Origin of the sequence: Undibacterium sp. Ji50W, from assembly GCF_049340445.1 — a bacterium.
Taxonomy (GTDB): Bacteria; Pseudomonadota; Gammaproteobacteria; order Burkholderiales; family Burkholderiaceae_D; genus Undibacterium.
Genome location: NZ_JBMPOX010000029.1, coordinates 53008 through 69969, shown reverse-complemented (window position 1 = coordinate 69969; position 16962 = coordinate 53008). Strand labels below are relative to the sequence as shown.

At 53.5% G+C, this 16962-nt stretch carries 12 protein-coding genes; 4 read left to right on the top strand and 8 right to left on the bottom strand.

The annotated features are described in order from the left end of the window. Positions 1–593 precede the first annotated feature (593 nt). Positions 594–2255: a long-chain fatty acid--CoA ligase gene (locus ACO0K9_RS26075; RefSeq protein WP_422989972.1), complete on the bottom strand. Its 1662-nt coding sequence runs from the start codon at positions 2253–2255 to the stop codon at positions 594–596. A 197-nt stretch (positions 2256–2452) separates the two neighbouring features. Here ACO0K9_RS26075 and ACO0K9_RS26070 point away from each other — a divergent pair, with 197 nt between their 5' ends. Next, positions 2453–3841, top strand: a complete 1389-nt coding sequence (locus tag ACO0K9_RS26070) for a hypothetical protein (protein WP_422989970.1) — start codon at positions 2453–2455, stop codon at positions 3839–3841. Between the two features lie 111 nt (positions 3842–3952). On the opposite strand, the gene ACO0K9_RS26065 is transcribed toward ACO0K9_RS26070, so the two are convergent. Beyond that, entirely contained in the window at positions 3953–4423 is a 471-nt protein-coding gene (locus ACO0K9_RS26065; RefSeq protein WP_422989974.1) for a DUF2721 domain-containing protein, read from the bottom strand. Positions 4424–4559: 136 nt separating this feature from the next. On the opposite strand from ACO0K9_RS26065, the gene ygiD reads away from it, so the two are divergent. After that, the gene (ygiD, locus tag ACO0K9_RS26060) at positions 4560–5336 is read left to right on the top strand and encodes a 4,5-DOPA dioxygenase extradiol (protein WP_422989968.1); all 777 of its coding nucleotides are present in this window, start codon (positions 4560–4562) and stop codon (positions 5334–5336) included. 233 nt (positions 5337–5569) lie between these two features. On the opposite strand, the gene ACO0K9_RS26055 is transcribed toward ygiD, so the two are convergent. Both ACO0K9_RS26055 and ACO0K9_RS26050 read right to left on the bottom strand, forming a co-directional pair. Then, on the bottom strand, positions 5570–6916 hold the full coding sequence (locus ACO0K9_RS26055; protein ID WP_422989966.1) for an ATP-binding protein: 1347 nt from the start codon (positions 6914–6916) through the stop codon (positions 5570–5572). Next, positions 6916–7641 carry a response regulator gene (locus ACO0K9_RS26050; RefSeq protein WP_422989964.1) on the bottom strand — a complete coding sequence of 242 codons (726 nt, stop codon included), beginning with the start codon at positions 7639–7641 and terminating at the stop codon, positions 6916–6918. Before ACO0K9_RS26050 ends, ACO0K9_RS26055 begins: the two co-directional genes overlap by 1 nt. A 368-nt stretch (positions 7642–8009) precedes the next feature. On the opposite strand from ACO0K9_RS26050, the gene ACO0K9_RS26045 reads away from it, so the two are divergent. Next, entirely contained in the window at positions 8010–8582 is a 573-nt protein-coding gene (locus tag ACO0K9_RS26045) for a Spy/CpxP family protein refolding chaperone (RefSeq protein WP_422989962.1), read from the top strand. Between the two features lie 122 nt (positions 8583–8704). On the opposite strand, the gene ACO0K9_RS26040 is transcribed toward ACO0K9_RS26045, so the two are convergent. The 3 genes from ACO0K9_RS26040 to ACO0K9_RS26030 form a co-directional block, all read right to left on the bottom strand. Continuing rightward, positions 8705–10954, bottom strand: coding sequence for a bifunctional diguanylate cyclase/phosphodiesterase (locus tag ACO0K9_RS26040; protein WP_422989960.1), 2250 nt, complete (start codon positions 10952–10954; stop codon positions 8705–8707). Positions 10955–11325: 371 nt separating this feature from the next. Continuing rightward, positions 11326–12600, bottom strand: a complete 1275-nt coding sequence (locus tag ACO0K9_RS26035; protein ID WP_422989958.1) for an Hsp70 family protein — start codon at positions 12598–12600, stop codon at positions 11326–11328. Positions 12601–12690: 90 nt separating this feature from the next. Continuing rightward, positions 12691–14004 (bottom strand): hemolysin family protein, encoded by a 1314-nt coding sequence (locus tag ACO0K9_RS26030; protein ID WP_422989956.1) that lies wholly within the window; start codon positions 14002–14004, stop codon positions 12691–12693. A 78-nt stretch (positions 14005–14082) separates the two neighbouring features. Here ACO0K9_RS26030 and ACO0K9_RS26025 point away from each other — a divergent pair, with 78 nt between their 5' ends. Beyond that, a complete protein-coding gene (locus tag ACO0K9_RS26025) occupies positions 14083–15312 on the top strand; it encodes an MFS transporter (RefSeq protein WP_422989954.1) in 1230 nt (409 codons plus the stop codon). Positions 15313–15412: 100 nt separating this feature from the next. Here the strand turns inward: ACO0K9_RS26025 and ACO0K9_RS26020 are convergent, their stop codons facing one another. Continuing rightward, positions 15413–16738, bottom strand: a complete 1326-nt coding sequence (locus ACO0K9_RS26020; protein ID WP_422989952.1) for a dicarboxylate/amino acid:cation symporter — start codon at positions 16736–16738, stop codon at positions 15413–15415. Positions 16739–16962 lie beyond the last annotated feature (224 nt).

Below are 16962 nucleotides of genomic sequence, written 5' to 3'. Positions count from 1 at the left end.
CGTACTCGTTTCATCTTACTCTGCCTTTCGCTCTCCAACGGGTTAGATTTCTGATGACGCGACATCTATCCTGACATGGAGGGGAAGCAAAGAAAGTATTTCGGCCGCCGGGCCGAGACCCGGCTTGTGTCTACGAAGGGCAGTCGTTTTAATAACAACTCAGACATACAACGAACGCCGCTGGAACGCCAGCCCGGTGGCCTCCTGCCCGTAAGCGGGAGAGGAAAATTGACGAATACGTGTTTGATAAGCACACTGTTGGGCTGATAAAGCGTAGCGTAGCGTAGCCCGATCCAACCTACAGCTACTGATTTACATTGAGGCGACCAGTACCTTGACACACACCGCTTCGCCAAAGAACGTATTCAAAGAAAGGCGACTGCAGACTTGTCCTTCGGGTGCTTACGCTACGCTTCAGCATAATTTGTGCATCCCAAAAAATGGGAAGATCCGAAACTCGCTTTCCTTGCAAGGCGGTGTGTCTCCCTTCAGGGACACAGGGCCCAAGCGGTTGAAATTCAAAGGCAACAGCAACGTCAAACCCAACACCGCTGCAACCGCAGTAAATAGTTGCGTTTATTTGCTTGATACCCCTATTTCTTCGCCGATTCCTTCTCCTGCAAAGTCCTCCACATCACCTTCCCCGTCCCCGACTTCGGCAGGCTATCCACAAATTCCACGAATTTCGGCACCTTGTAGGCGGCCATTTTGTCGTGGGCCCAGGTCATGATGTCTTCGGCGGTGATGTCGCTGCCGGGTTTTTTGACGATCACGGCTTTGACGGTTTCGCCGCGGTAGCTGTCGTGGGCGGCGATGATGCAGCATTCCTGTATGGCCGGGTGCTGGTACATCATGGATTCGACTTCGGCGGGCCAGACTTTGAAGCCGCTGGCGTTGATCATGCGTTTCAGGCGGTCGGTGAAGAAGAAGAAGCCTTCGGTGTCCATGTAACCGAGGTCGCCGGAGCGGAAGAATTGCTTGCCGTCGAGTTCGGCAAACGAATCGGCGGTTTTTTGCGGGTCGTTCCAGTAACCCTGGAAGACTTGCGGGCCGTTGATCCAGATTTCACCGGTTTCACCTTGCTTTACTTCCTTCAGGGTAGTTGGATCCACCACGCGGGAATCGACGTTGAAATACGGCATGCCCAGGCATTGCTGCTTCATGCGTTGCGGCGGGTTGAGGTGGGAAGGTGCCATGGTTTCGGACAAGCCATAACCTTCCATGTATACCTGCCCCGACAGTTCCAGCAGTTTTTGTGCGATGGCGGCTGGCATGGCTGCACCACCGCCAGATACCCTGGTCAGTTTCGAAATATCATATTCACCCAGACGCGGATTCGACAGGAAATCGATCATCATCGATGGCACCAGGGTCCAGTTGCTGACAGCATAGCGGGTAATCAATTGCCCGGCGACGTCGCGGTCCCAACGTGGCAGGATGACCAGGGTGCCGCCACAATAGATCATGGCATTCATGACCGACTGCATGCCGGTAACATGAAAGAAAGGCAATACTGCCAGTGCCACATGGGTGGCGACTACGGCACCCGACCAGGTGGGGCTGCCCGCGATGTTGAACATGGTCGAGCGGTGATTATGGATGCAGCCCTTGGGTTTGCCGGTCGTGCCCGAGGTATACGGCATACAGGCCAGGTCATCCGGTCCGGCCAGGTGTATATGTGGCTGATGCCCGGCCTGGATGGCGGTCTGCCAGCTGCTGACACCCGCCTGTTCAGGCACCTGCCGTTCTGCCTTGACAAAATCCGGGATGGTCAGGCTGGTGGCTACATTCAAATGGTCGGAGTAAGTAGCTACTACTGCATTTTGCAAGGCACTGTGGCGTATCAATGGTTGCAGGCGCGAAAATATCTCTTGCGAGACCAGGGCTGTACGGGCACCGCTGTCGGCGATGTAGTGCGCCAGTTCATCCGTCATCAGCATGGGATTAACCGGCACCACCATGGCATCGGCACGCAGGATGGCATAAAAGCCGATCACAAATTGCGGGCAATTTTGCATGTTCAGCAAGACCCGGTCACCTCTTTGTACCCCGCAGACCTGTCGCAGATAGCCTGCCAGCGCCAGCACTTCTTCATGCAGTTGGCGGTAAGTGATGACCGTGTCATAGAAGATGATGGCCGGTTTGTCGGGGTAACGCAGTGCCGACACCTGCAAATTGGTATACACGCTGGTTTCAGGCGCGATCAGGCGATGGGGCAAGCCTTGCGGCCAGTGGGCGTAGTGCAAAGTGTTCATCAATTGTCTCCAGGGTTTTTCTCAGTTTTTTATTAGAGTGCCATAGCTAGGGAATTTTTGCACGGTCGTTCGCAAACAAACCATGCTTTTCAGAAACTTGAAACATTTTGTCAACACTTGGCGTAAAGGTATTGCAATTGCCAGCATAAAGCTACAATGGTGAGAATTTCTCTATTTTGTAAGTCATCGGAGTCAGCGTGTTTCAGCAAATCAAAACAGCTCTAGTCGTTTTTTCCAGCCTGGCATTGGTGGCTTGCGGTGGCGGTGGTAGCAGCAGCTCGGGCAGCACCGCCGCCAACCCCATGGCGATTGCGGTTCCCGATGCGCTGACAGTGACTAGTGGTACCCCTCTGAGTTTCAATGGCCAGGCCAGCAGCACTGCCGGTGTCATCACGAATATGTACTGGCAGGTAGAAAACCTGACCCTGTCTGCCAATCCGCTGACAGCCGTGACCAATGCCGATTGCAAGAGCATACAAAAAAGCACGAGCGGTGCGGAAGCCAGCTGTGTCTTGCAAGTGACGCCGCCGACCTTGCTCACCGCAGACTACACCTACAAGTTCACCCTGAATGCCGTCGATGTCAAAGGCAATACCGTCAAGGCATCCACGACCTTACTGGTGAAACAGGAAGCGTCCACCACCGCCAATCCGGTAGCCAAGGTCAGCGGCAACAGCACGGCCACATCCGGCGACAAGGTCAGCCTCACTTGTGCTGGCAGTAGCGGTACACCTGCAACCACGGGCGAGCCTTATTCATATCAATGGGTGGTCAGCGACGCCGCTGGCACGACAGTGACCCTGGCACCGACCGATACCGCCGCGACCAGTTTTACCGCACCTGTGGTGACAGCCGCTACGGCCCTGAAGCTGCAATGCCGTGTTACAGATGACAAGCAAAAGGTCGGCACAGCGACCCAGACGGTCACGGTCGCTCCCATTATCAAACCTACGGTGGTGCCCATTTCTTATAGCGGCGGCACGGTAGCTGCCGGTGCTACGATCAGCCTGGATGGTAGCAAGTCCGTCAAATACGACGTCAATGGCAAGGTCGACAGTAGCACGCCTCTGTTCTATTACTGGAAGCAAAAATCTGGTCCACCTATAGAGATTTTCAATGCCTTCAGCAGTGTTGCCAGTGCCGCCTTGCCCAAGTTTATGGATACCCGCACTGCCTTTGTGTTCACATTGAATGTGTCGAATTCAGTGATTACCTCCAGCGGGTTTTCGCTTGATCCGATTGCACAATTAGATGTGGTGTTTTATGTCGATCCCCTGACGCCTATTTCGCTGGTGTCGTACACGCCGGTACAGGTCGTATTGACTGGTAGTGCCGTCACCCTGAAAGTCGACGCCCCATCGAATACAGGGTCGAATATTGTGTATTACAGCTGGTCGCAGATAACCGGCACGGCCGTTGTCATTGCCGGCGCCAGCACTGGAAACGCTGGTTTTATAGCACCCAGCATACCCGGTACCCTGGTTTTCCGCGCTACGGGCAGTTATCAACCCATTACGGTGGCAAATCCCGGCACGGCTTCCATAGACGTGATCGTCACGGTGCAAGCACCTGTAGTTTCAAAATAAGCAGTACAAAATAACAGGCCAAAATAACAACCATATATCAGGGCGTGTTGACACGCCGAATAAAAAACCCCGCATCAAAAGATAGCGGGGTTTTTTATTCGGATTCAGCGTTTAGTCACGCGCAATGATTTTATGCCGGCCCAATTCGCGTTGGCGGGTCAGGGTCTTGGTGGCCACGAAAATTTCGCGCAGGAAGTAGATGAAACTGCCTATCAGTGAAAAAACACCGGCCACAAACAGCAGCGCAATCGGCTTATCCAGGCTTAAACTGGTGGCGTCACCCAGAAACAAGGTGGCGATGACCAGGCAGATGAACAAGCCACACGAGGTGCTAAGCGTGATGGCCCGGTTGATCAGGTGCGAGCGCTCATACAGTTCATGTAGCTCTTCTTCCAGACCGGGTGGAACGGGTAGCACGGCATCGTGACCGTGCAACAAGTCTTCGATCACCCGCGATCTGTCAATAATGCGTGCCAGGCGATTAGTTAAGACCGAAAGCGTGGTGCCCACGCCGGTCAGCAGAAAGACCGGAGCAATGGCCAGTTGGATGATATGGCTGACATCACCGAGCTGTAAATTAATCATGTTTTTTATCCTTAAGCTTTTTTCCGGATTTTACAGGGGAGCACGCCCTGGCGGGCAAACATGAACAAGTCTTTTGGCGTATTCTGACACTTTCGCTGATACTTTCGTCAGCATATTGCCAGCAGGAGTTTCCATGTCAGTATCCCCGTGCTCACCCGCCATCTTCATCGGTCATGGTAGCCCCATGAACGCCCTGGACGACAATGACTATACCCGTGCCTGGCATGATCTTGGGCAAACGCTGGCGCGCCCCAAGGCGATCCTGATGGTCTCTGCCCACTGGATGACGCGTGGAGTGGCCGTGACGGCCATGCCCAGGCCAAGGACGATTCATGATTTCGGCGGTTTTCCGCAAGCCCTGTTTGATATCCAGTACCCGGCTGCCGGTGACCCGGCGCTGGCCGCCCGGGTGGCAGACTTGCTGGCACCCATGACGGTGGTACAAGACCAGCAATGGGGTCTGGACCACGGAACCTGGTCAGTACTGGTCAAGATGTATCCGCAAGCGGATGTGCCGGTCGTGCAACTGAGCCTGGATTTGTCACAGCCAGCAGCCTGGCATTTTGAACTGGGACGGCAATTGAGTGTTTTGCGTGACGAGGGGGTGATGCTGATGGCCAGTGGCAATGTGGTCCACAATCTGCGACGCATGTCATCCGAAGTGCGAGCGTATGACTGGGCACAACGCTTCAATGACACTATGCGAGCGGCCATCCTTGATCAGGACTGGGACAAGCTGGTGCATTATGAACAGTTCGGCAACGATGCCAGCCTGGCCGTACCCACCAATGAACATTTCCTGCCCTTGCTGTATGTGCTGGGCAGCAAGCGGCCGGATGAGCGACTGACCGTTTTTGCCGAAGGCATGGAACTGGGTGCCATAAGCATGATGTCAGTGGCGGTATCCTGAGAACCTGTTTACGATCTTAAGCGCGAGCGCAATCGGAGTCCACGCGGGGCTCATGCGCTGCTCAAAATGCTCATGGTCTTAAGTACATTCCGCTTTTTGCGCGGCTCTTCACTCCCGCTGATGTACGCACGTTCGCTCGCTACAGATCGTAAACAGGTTCTGAATGATAGGCAAGCCAGTGAATGTGACTATTCAGGTCGGGCGCAAACAGCGCCCGCCTGTATCTGACAGGCTTAACTCGCCTGTAAAGGCAAAGTCAGGCGCACTTCCAGCCCGCCTTCGGACAGATTGCTGAGTTGCAGTTTGCCGCCGTGTTGCTGGACGATATTCTGGGCGATGGTCAGGCCCAGGCCGGTGCCGCCAGATTCGCGTGAGCGTGAGGTTTCGATGCGGAAGAAAGGTTCAAATACCTTGCTCTGCAATTCTAGCGGGATGCCGCTGCCTCCGTCGCGTATCAGTACATGCATGACATCATGGGCGGCATCCTTGCCGGTCACCAGGCTAACCTTGGCGAACTGGCCATATTTGACAGCATTGTCGATCAGGTTGGTCAGGCAGCGCCTCAGGGCTTGCGGCCTGGCCATCACGGTAACGCCGGGCTGCCCCTGAAAGCTGACATTCTGGCCGGCGTCGGCTGCATCGGCACAGACGCTGTCGAGCAGCGAATCCAGATCCAGCGGTTTCAGGGCTTCATTGCTATCCATGCTGCGGGCCAGGTCCAGGCCCTCGCGTATCATCATTTGCATACCGGACAAATCTTCTATCAGTTTGTCGCGCAATTCATCATCCTTGACCTTTTCCAGACGCAGGCGCAGGCGTGTCAGCGGGGTTTGCAAATCATGGGTGATGGCCGCCAGCATATGGGTGCGCTGGGCAATGTGCTGCCGTATCCTGGCTTGCATGGCATTGAAGGCGCGGGTTGCCTGCAGGATTTCGGTAGCCCCTTTTTCTGGTAAAGGCGGACGGTTGATGTCTTGCCCCAGCGCAGTGGCGGCTTGCGCCATCTGCTGCAGGGGGCGCATCGACATACGCGCGATTATAAACGTCAATATGGCAATGCTGGCCATGAACAGGAACAGATACTGGATAAAGTCTGGTCGCAAAGGGGGGGCCGGACTGCGCGGCGGCAACACGGTCAGGCGCAAGGCCGTGCCGTCGTGCAGGGTAATGCCCAGTGCTTCGCAGGGCAGGCGGTTGGTCTGTATGTTTTGCGCCGAGCGTGGGCAGGACGCCGGGTCTTGTGCCAGCGACATCACGCGAAAGGTCTTGCCCAGTCGTTCGCTGACGGCTGCTGCATATTCCGAGCGCGGCGCCTGGTCCGATGTTTCGGATGGCAGTGTCGCTACCTGCAAGCCCAGACGCGGCGCGGTGGTCAGAAAAGCTTCGCGATTGGCTTCTGGCAGCGCATCCAGCGCCAGTACCAGCTGTTCAGCCCGTTCCACCGCATGCGAGTCACGATATTGGGTAATGGTCTTCTGGCGCTCGCCAAACGCCAGCCACCAGGTCAGCGCTGTGGACGCAACGACACCAAGTAAAAGAATGGCAAATACCCTGCCCCACATCGATGACAAAATTTTCATTATTCTTGCTCCACCGCGACGGTCACGGCCAATACATAACCACCATTTCTGACAGTCTTGATGATTTGCGGCGAGCGCGCATCTTCCCTTAATTTCTGGCGCAGGCGGCTGATCTGAATATCGATGGAACGATCAAACGGATCGGCATCGCGCCCATGTGTCATGTTCAACAACTGATCACGATTCAGGACACGGTTGGGGTGATCCAGGAAGATGTTCAGCATGCGGAATTCAGCGCCTGACAAGGACACCACCATATCATCCGGGCTGATCAGGTGACGCGCTGTCAAATCCAGGGTCCAGCCGGCAAATTTAAGTTTTTGCAAGGCCTCGCCGGTATGCGGATTGATATTGCTCTGGATGCGCCGCAACACGCTGCGTATGCGCGCCAGCAATTCACGCGGTTCAAACGGTTTGGGCAGGTAATCGTCGGCGCCCATTTCCAGGCCCAGGATACGGTCCAGCGGTTCGCCACGTGCAGTCAGCATGATGACCGGCAGGGTCGATTTGCTGCGCAAGGTGCGGCACAGGGTCAGGCCGTCATCACCTGGCAGGTTCAGGTCGAGCACGATCAGGTCAATTTGCTGATTTTGCAGGGCCGCCCACATCGCATTGCCTTCGGCAGCGGTGACCGTACTATAGCCATTGTTATCAAGATAATCGGCTAGCAAATTGCGGATGTCGCGGTCGTCATCAACAATCAGAATTTTATTTGGTGTGTCCATGGGTTTCATTATGAGCCTGGTCCGTGCTATGAAAACGAAGATTTTGTATCGGCTTGTTATGATAAACCGATCAGGAAACAGTACGTAACATACCATCGTATGGTACTTCAGGTTGTTACACGTCGATACAAAGCGAGGCCAGACCGACATTTTTGGGTTACATCTGTCCCGCAAGATACGCTCCATGTCTGAGGCAGCAATGCTGGGATGTGAGCAAAATGAGATGGGTGGCAAGTGCTGAAACGGCCTGCCTGTCTGATTGGGCTCAGGTCCTGAAGGTAATACGTCACAGTCAGGTTGCTCGCTGTTTTATAGTTTGCCGGAGACAAGGCAGCGAGTATGTTCAGTCTGTTAAGAAAGCGAAAATTATGAATACCTTACAAAAAAAATTGGCTCTTGGTTTGACGGTTATTACGATGGGAATCGCCGTTGGTGCATTTGCACAAAGCACTCCTCCTGCAGCATCCGCAGGTGATCATGCCAGCCACAGCCGCACACCAGTAGACCCGGCCAAGTGGGCCGAAAAGATGAAAGAGCGCATGGCCAAGCATCAGGCAGAAATGCATGATAAATTGAAAATTACTGCAGCGCAGGAACCGGCCTGGAAAACCTTTACCGATGCCATGAATCCTGGTGCCATGCCAGCCCGTCCGGATCATAAGGAAATGGCCAAACTGAGCACACCGGAGCGCATGGAAAAAGGCCTGGAAAAAATGAAAGAGCATCTGGCGAAAATGCAGACACGTCTGACCGCATTGAAAACTTTTTATGCTGTACTGACACCAGAGCAGCAAAAGATTTTTGATGAAAGCCATCGCCGCATGGAATCCCGTATGCGCGAACGTATGTCGCACATGGGTGACCATGGCAACGCTGGTCCTGGCCACGACATGCAGCGTGACGGCAGCGGGCGTCCACCGATGATGGACAAGAAAAACTGAGTCCCGCTTAATCACACCCATGCAGACAGGCAGCAATGCCTGCCTGCATTTTTATTTGGGAAATGGTGATGGCAATGTGGATGTAATGCAGCCTGCTGTCTGGGTGTCTTGATGCCAGATGTTTACTGCGGACGCATGCTGTTGCCCTTGGTGTTGATCCATTCGACAAGATTTTCTTCCATCATAGGGCGGCATATAAAAAAACCCTGGCCTTCGTGGCAACCCATGGCTTCCAGGGTTTCCCAGTGGGTCGCATGTTCCACCCCTTCGGCGATCACTTGCAGGCCGAGTTTTTTGCCCAACTGGGTGATCAGTTCGGCAATGCGCGGGCCTTCCGGCGTGTCGATCTGGTTCACAAAGGCACGGTCTATTTTCAGCCTGTCCACCGGTAGTTTATCGAGATAGCTGAGAGAAGAAAACCCAGTGCCAAAATCATCAATCGCAATATTGACACCCAGGGTTTGCAGCTTGCTGAGCCGGGTTTCAAACATGGCGGCGCTGCTCATGGTGACTGATTCGGTAATTTCCAGTTCCAGGTTGGACGGGGCCAGGCCACTTTCTTTCAGTGCTTTTTCGACGATATCGATAAAATCATCCTGGCGGAACTGCACGACTGAGACATTGACACCCATGCGCCGTGGCGCGATACCGGCCTTTTGCAGCCTGACCATCATGAAGCAGGCGGTCCGCAATACCCAGGCACCCAGGCTGATGATAAGACCGGAATATTCGGCCAGGGGAATGAAATCATTCGGTGGAATCAGCACGCCCTCGTCAGTGCGCCAGCGTATCAGCGCTTCCAGGCCGGTAAACTGGCCAGTTGCCAGATCGACTTGTGGCTGATACATCAGAAACAGACGCTCGGCATCAAAGGCCGTGTGCAGATGCTGCATCATGGTGGCGCGTTCGCGTATTTCTATACCCATCGAGCGGGTAAACACGGTACAACTGCCTCGCTGATGCATTTTGGTACGCTTGAGGGCAATGCTGGCGTCTTTCAGTGGTTCGGCACCGTCGCCGTGATAGCCTTCCAGTGCCACCATGCCTATCGACATGGACACCGAATGCGCGGTGGCTTCTATCGTAAATGGTTGAGCAAACAACTGCTTCAGGGTATCGGGTTCCAGCAAATCCTGGTCACCCAGCAAGCCGAACACATCGCCCGATATACGCGCAAAAAACACGCCCTCCCCCAACTGGTCGCGCAAGCGGTCAGCCACGGTTTTCAGCAGCAGGTCTCCATAATGATGTCCGAGTACGTCATTGATTTCGGCAAAATCATCAATGTCCAGCAATGCCACCATTTGCGCTGGCAGTTTTTGTTCCAGTGTCATGCTGATCTGGTCGATAAATTTCAGGCGGTTTGGCAACTTCAGCAACTGGTCGCGGTACGCATGATTCTTGAGTTGATTGACCAGGCTCAGGTTGTCCAGGCACACACCGAGATTGGCACAGAATACTTCCAGCAGATCACGGTTGATTTCTGACAGCTGGTAAGGCAGGTCGACAAAGGCAGCCAGTGGCCGGTTGCCGCGTCCGGAAAAATACAGGGTCATGCTGTAGGGACCAAACAGCGGCTCCCGCCTGGTCAGTACCTGGCGCAGTGCTTCCCGTATCTTGACGTTGTCAATTTTTTCAATCGGACAATTCATCAACTGGCTGTAGTGCCCGGCCGAGGCGATCACATTGAAGATCTCGGGTGTTGCCTCTTCATCCATTTCATTCAATTCACCCTGGGCACACAACAAACCTTCGGGCGGTACGCCACACAGGGCGGCAATCTGGGTAATCACGCCGCTGGCAAATGCCTTGATGCCATGGTCAAAAGTGAATGCAGCGCTGGAGGTGATGATCTGGTGCAGCCCGCGCCGGCTGGCGTCTATCGTACGTATCTGTTCATAGGAACGGATGGCCGCCGTCAGCGAGGTCAGCAGCTTCTTGCGCGTCAGTTCATTCTTGGTTTTGTAGTCATTGATGTCATAGTCGCGTATCGCTTCTTCTTCCGGCGCATAGCCGGGCTGGCCGGTACGCAGAATGATGCGGGTATCGGCCCAGCCCAGATCGTCGCGGATGAAACTGACCAGTTCCAGACCGGCATGTTCAGTTTCCATGACCACGTCCAGCAATACAACGGCGATATCACTTTCTGCCGCAAATACTTTGCGGGTTTCGTCTTTGGAGTAGGTATGGATGAATTCCAGCGGGCGGTTCAGTATCTGCACATACTGCAGGGCGAAGCGGGTCGTACTGTGGACATCTTCATCATCGTCGACAATCGCCACTTTCCAACGGCGCACACGCCTGGAATCTCCGGAGAGTTCGGGTGTATCTTCTATGATGAATAATTCGTCATCGTCTTGCACATTCGACATGCCTTCTCCGGATAGAAAAGTTCATTGTTGCAGTTTGGGACTCATACTTCAGGGCTTAGAACCTGTTTCCGATCTTAAGCGCGAGCGCAATCGGAGTCCACGCTGGGCTCATGCGCTGCTCAAAATGCTCATGTACTATAAAGTACATTCCGCTTTTTGCGCGGCGTTTTTGTTACCCTTACCCCGCTGACGCCCGCTCGCTACAGATCGTAAACACGTTCTTACATCATGGAGACTAGCCTACGCATTCTAGTGCGAGTTGATCTAGTATAGGTAAGTTTGCTACTGCTAGGACAGTAAAAAATTGCCGCTTTGTTTCGCCAGCCACAGATTATTGTGAGGAATGGTGAAATTGGCGTCCAGCTTCAGCGTCAGGCAAAGCGGCGTGCTGCGTCCAGACCCAGGCCAGAACCGATACTGCCAAACAGATCACCCTCGACCTTGCGCGCAGTTGGTACGATGCTGGCAATTTGCTGGCGCAAGCCACGTACACCGCTGGAGCCGCCGGTAAAGAAAACGGTATCGACCTGATCCGGCCTGACCTGTGCTGCTTGCAGTACGGTGTTGACGGTGTCGCCTATCTGTATGGTCAGCTGTGAAATGGCCGTTTGCAATCCAGCCTGATCCAGTTCCAGCAGGCAGGGCGGCGTGCTTTGTTTGCTGCGCAGTCTATCCAGCGGCAGGCTGATGGCTTGTTGATCCGATAATAATATTTTTGCTTCTTCCGAGCGGATCGCCAGCCAGTGACCATCGCGTTCTTCCACCAGGCGCAGCAGGCGTTCAAAGCGCAGGCGCAGATCGGCATTGTTGATGTCGCGATAGACTTCCTGCAATTCACGCCAGACTTTTTGTGTGTAGGCCAGGTTGATGGTGTGCCAGGTGGCCAGGTTGAAGTAATAGCTGGATGGCACCTCGATTTGCGTACCCAGCCGTCCGCCCAGACCAAGCAGGGGCATGACATGGGTCAGGCTCAGGTATTTGTCGAAATCGGTGCCGCCGAGATGGACGCCGCCATTGCCCAGGATATCGTCCTTGCGTTCGATCTTGCTGGCGCGTTGCGGTGACAGGCGCACCAGGGAAAAATCCGAAGTACCACCGCCAATATCGGCAATCAGGACCAGCTCTTCCTTTTCTATGCGCGATTCATAGTCGAAGGCGGCGGCGATCGGTTCAAACTGAAACTGTACTTCTGTAAAGCCGGCAGCACGGGCGATTTCTTCCAGGGTATCCTGGGCCAGTTGATCGGCCTTGCTGTCATCATCGATAAAATGCACGGGGCGACCCAGCACGGCGCGGTCAAACCGGATGCCTGCAGATTTTTCTGCCCGTTGTTTCAATTCGCCGATAAACTGCGCCAGCAAGTGGCGAAAAGGCAGGGCCTTGCCCTGCACTTCAGTCTGTCCATCCATCAGGCTGGTACCCAGCAGGCTTTTCATGGAACGCATCAGGCGCCCTTCATAACCAGCCAGGTAATTGCTCAGCGCCGCCCTGCCGTAAGTGACTTCATCATCCTCGACATTGAAAAATACCACGGATGGCAGAGTGACTTTGTCTTCTTCAAGCTGCAACAGTGCTGACTGGCCTGGGCGATGCCAGCCTACCGTTGAATTTGAGGTACCAAAATCTACTCCACATGCTTGCGACATGAAACTTCCTGACAAAAAACCAATGACTCAGAACACACTGTTCCAGCGATCTGCCCGGCAAGCCTGCCAGGCGGGATGATGATCATATTCTCAAGTGGATGGCGCTGCCTCCATGGAAGACAGGCGTACTACCAATAATTGATCGATACGGTAATGATCAATATCGACGACTTCAAACTTATACAAGCCCACCATGACGTAATCGGTACGCTTGGGTATTTTCTTCAGCATGGTCATCATGAAACCGGCAATAGTCTCATAGCTGCCCTGCTCAGGCAAGGTATCAATATCGAGTGCACGGCACACATCTTCTATCGTGGTGGCACCATCGATCAGCCAGGAATTGGCATCACGCTGGACGATCTGGTCTTCCATGAAGGGATGGACCAGATTGCCCATCAACGTACTCAGCACGTCATTGAGCGTAATCACGCCGACCACCAGTGCATATTCATTCAGGATGACGGCAAAATCTTCGCGTGTACCCTTGAAATGTTCCAGCATTTCCGACAGGGTCAATGAATCCGGTACCGCCAGGGCGGTGCGTATGGACAATTCCTGCACCTTGGAAAACGCCTGGTTGGTCAGTACACGCTTGAGAATATCCTTGGATTCGACATAGCCGACCACATTGTCGATATGACCATCACATACCAGGAACTTGGTATGCGGATGGTCGGCGATTTTTTGCCTGATCACCACATCCGTATCCTGCAGGGTGAAGAAGACAATACTGTCGCGCTGTGACATGGCCGATGGCACGGTACGGCTTTCCAGTTCGAACACATTGCCTATCATATGGTGTTCACGTTCTTGCAACACACCGGCCTCGGCCCCGGCGTCCACCATGGCATAGATTTCATCCGAGGTAATTTTCTCATTTCTTTCAGTCGGCAGATTCAGCATGCGCAGCAGCAGATTGGACAGGCCGTTGAAAACCCAGACCAGCGGCTTGAACAGGCGCACGCACATCAGCATCGGGCTGACCACCAGCATGGCCACGGCTTCCGGCGAAATCATGGCAATCTTCTTGGGCATGAGATCGGCAAACAAAATAAACAGCGAAGTCACGAACAGGAAGGACGTCACGAAGCTGGCAGTTTCCACCCAGGTGTTGAGGCCAGTTATGGAGATGAACAACCTGGAAATATACGGTGTCAGCGCCTGTTCACCCAAAATACCGCCGAGGATGGCGACCGCATTCAGGGCGATTTGCACTACGGTGAAAAAGTGTCCGGGTTCCTGTTGCAATGCCAGCACCCTGGCTGCGCGTGGCTCGCCTTCTGCATCGAGTATTTGCAGTTTTACCTTGCGTGCGGCGGCCAGTGAAATTTCTGACATGGAAAAAAATGCACTGATGGCGACCAGCAAGGCAATGATGAGAAAGTGGTCAAACAAAGCCATATTGTCCTCCTGGCGAATGTGTCTAGCGGTAATCATATACTATTGCGCTTTGAATATTCCGCCTGAAGGTCAGCAGATATGACGAACCCTGAGCAGCTTGATGCGGCCACGCCGCTACCGACCAATGTGCGGTTTGTATTGATTACCGTGTTTCTGGATATTCTTGGCATAGGGCTCATCATTCCCGTCTTGCCGCGCCTGGTGGGCAGCTACATCGGCCAGGCAGACAGTCAGGCGTACTGGTATGGGGCCATTGTCGCCATCTATGGCGTCATGCAGTTTGTCTTTGCGCCCATGATAGGGGCGCTCAGCGACCGCTTTGGCCGTCGTCCGGTATTGCTGACCTGCGTATTCGGCCTGGGCCTGAATTTTCTCTTGCTGACCCAGGTCACCAGTATTTACTGGATGCTGGTGGTACGCGCCATCGGTGGCGTGACTGCCGGTAACCTGTCGGTAGCAAATGCCTATATCGCCGACGTGTCCAGCCCAGAAAACCGCAGCAAGGCACTGGGCAAGATCGGTGCCATGTTTGGCCTGGGCTTTATCTGTGGCCCGGTCATCGGTGGGGTGTTGGGTGAAGCCCATATCCACTATCCGTTTTACCTGGCGGCGACGGTATCGCTGGCGAACGTGGTGTATGGTTATTTTTCCTTGCCAGAATCCCTGCCACCAGATCATCGCAAAGCCTTTCATATTTCTGCTGCCAATCCCTTTGCCGGTTTGCGTGGTTTATCGCATCTCAGTGGTGTCGGTGCCCTGGTCTGGGTGTATGCACTGACCATGTTTGCCCAGTTCACCCTGCAGACCACCTGGGTCTTGTCTACCGAATTGCGCTTTGGCTGGACACCGATGCAAAATGGTTTGTCGCTGTTCATGGTGGGTATTTCCAGTGTGCTGATGCAGGGTGTATTTCTGGGCCGCTACATCAAACGTGTTGGTGATGCGAATGCCGTGCTGATAGGCCTGGCTTCTTCTGCCATTGCCCTGACCATGTATGGCCTGGCGAATCAGGGCTGGATGATGTATGTGCTGATCTTGTGCAATGTGCTGGCATTTGCTGCCGGCCCCGCCTTGCAGGGTTTTTTCTCACGCGCCGTGGATGCGCGCTCGCAAGGCATCGCCATGGGCTCACTGACTGGCCTGGCCAGTATCATGAGTGTGTTTGCGACCCTGATAGGAACTTCCCTGGTGGGTCAGGTCAGCCATATGGCCAAGGGCAGCGTCTTGCTGGGAGCCCCCTTCTTTCTGGCCGCTACGGTACAGGTGATGGCGCTGACTCTGGCAATGCGGCATTTGCGTAAAGCCTGAAATAAAAATAGAAATAACGAAAGCAAAAACAACAAAAACAACAAAAACAAAAAAGCGGACTTCAAGTCCGCTTTTTCACTGTTACTGCCTGCGTCCATGATCAACGCTGGTTTGTCATGTGCAGTTGTGTCTGGTCCAGCACCAGTTCAGGATCATCGGCTTCTTCTGATGATTCATTGTTCAGACGCTTTTGCATCTTCAGGATATCCACATCATTACCCCATTTACCGACGACGATGGTGGCGACACCATTGCCGATCAGGTTGGTCAGGGCACGTGCTTCCGACATGAAACGGTCTATACCCAGGATCAGAGCCAGGCCGGCAACCGGGATGCCACCAACCCCAGACAGGGTTGCTGCCAGTACGATAAAGCCACTGCCGGTAACTCCTGCGGCACCTTTGGATGCAATAAGCAAGAAGCCCAGTAAGCTTAGTTGCTGTATCAGCGACAGTGGTGTGTCAGTTGCTTGGGCAATAAATACTGCTGCCATGGTCAGGTAAATCGAAGTGCCATCCAGATTGAAGGAATAACCGGTAGGGATCACCAGGCCAACCACGGATTTTTTCACGCCCAGATTTTCCAGTTTCGCCATCATGCGTGGCAAGACCGATTCGGATGAAGACGTACCCAATACAATCAGCAATTCTTCTTTGATGTATTTGATAAATTTCCAAATGCTGAAGCCATGCAATTTAGCGATGGTACCAAGTATAACGAAGATGAAGATCAGGCATGTAGCATAGAAAGTCGCCATCAGGTAAGCCAACTGCACCAGAGAACCTACACCGTATTTACCTATCGTAAAAGCCATCGCACCGAACGCACCGATAGGAGCAACTTTCATGATGTAGCCGACGATGACGAATAAGACATGTGAGAATTTTTCGACAAAATCAAAGATCATTGTTCCACGTCCACCGAAGCGGTGCAGCGCGAAACCAAAAAACAAGGCAAACAACAAGATTTGAAGAATTTCACCTTTGGCAAATGCATCAACTATCGTTGTAGGAATCATCGCCATCAAAAATTCTATAGTCGATTGCATTTTCCCTGGACCAGCATACGCGGCAACACTCTTGGCATCTAATGTGTGGACATCGATATGCATGCCCGCACCAGGTTGAACGACGTTGACAATGATCAGACCTATGATCAGTGCCAGGGTACTGACAACTTCAAAATACAACAGGGCCATGCCGCCGGTCTTGCCGACTTTCTTCATGTCTTCCATGCCGGCGATACCGACAACGACGGTACAGAAGATGATCGGGGCGATCATCATTTTGATGAGTTTGATAAATCCATCGCCCAGCGGCTTCATGGAAGCGCCGGATTCTGGATAAAAATGACCAAGCAATACGCCCAAAATAATGGCGGATATGACTTGGAAATAGAGGGATTTGTAGAGTGGCTGAGATTTCATCCTTGGTCTCCGTTGGATGTCATTAAATCCCGCTTTTCTGAAAAAGATTTTGGCGGGCAAGACGCGGAATTAATTTCCGTCGATGGCGCCATTATCGAAAATGTCGCATTAACGCACAATTGTGGCTTTCCACAGCTACAGCCAGGTGCACGAAAAAGAGGCATCCGAAAAAATTGTCACGGCACTGGTAACAGCATAGTACGCAGATGCTGCTAACACAACCG

Excerpts from the sequence above, each read along its gene's own strand:
- ACO0K9_RS26035 (WP_422989958.1), bottom strand. The coding sequence starts at position 12,600 with ATGTCGCAAGCATGTGGAGTAGATTTTGGTACCTCAAATTCAACGGTA.
- ACO0K9_RS26025 (WP_422989954.1), top strand. The coding sequence starts at position 14,083 with ATGACGAACCCTGAGCAGCTTGATGCGGCCACGCCGCTACCGACCAAT.
- ACO0K9_RS26030 (WP_422989956.1), bottom strand. The coding sequence starts at position 14,004 with ATGGCTTTGTTTGACCACTTTCTCATCATTGCCTTGCTGGTCGCCATC.
- ACO0K9_RS26055 (WP_422989966.1), bottom strand. The coding sequence starts at position 6,916 with ATGAAAATTTTGTCATCGATGTGGGGCAGGGTATTTGCCATTCTTTTA.
- ygiD (WP_422989968.1), top strand. The coding sequence starts at position 4,560 with ATGTCAGTATCCCCGTGCTCACCCGCCATCTTCATCGGTCATGGTAGC.
- ACO0K9_RS26040 (WP_422989960.1), bottom strand. The coding sequence starts at position 10,954 with ATGTCGAATGTGCAAGACGATGACGAATTATTCATCATAGAAGATACA.
- ACO0K9_RS26020 (WP_422989952.1), bottom strand. The coding sequence starts at position 16,738 with ATGAAATCTCAGCCACTCTACAAATCCCTCTATTTCCAAGTCATATCC.
- ACO0K9_RS26075 (WP_422989972.1), bottom strand. The coding sequence starts at position 2,255 with ATGAACACTTTGCACTACGCCCACTGGCCGCAAGGCTTGCCCCATCGC.
- ACO0K9_RS26050 (WP_422989964.1), bottom strand. The coding sequence starts at position 7,641 with ATGGACACACCAAATAAAATTCTGATTGTTGATGACGACCGCGACATC.
- ACO0K9_RS26045 (WP_422989962.1), top strand. The coding sequence starts at position 8,010 with ATGAATACCTTACAAAAAAAATTGGCTCTTGGTTTGACGGTTATTACG.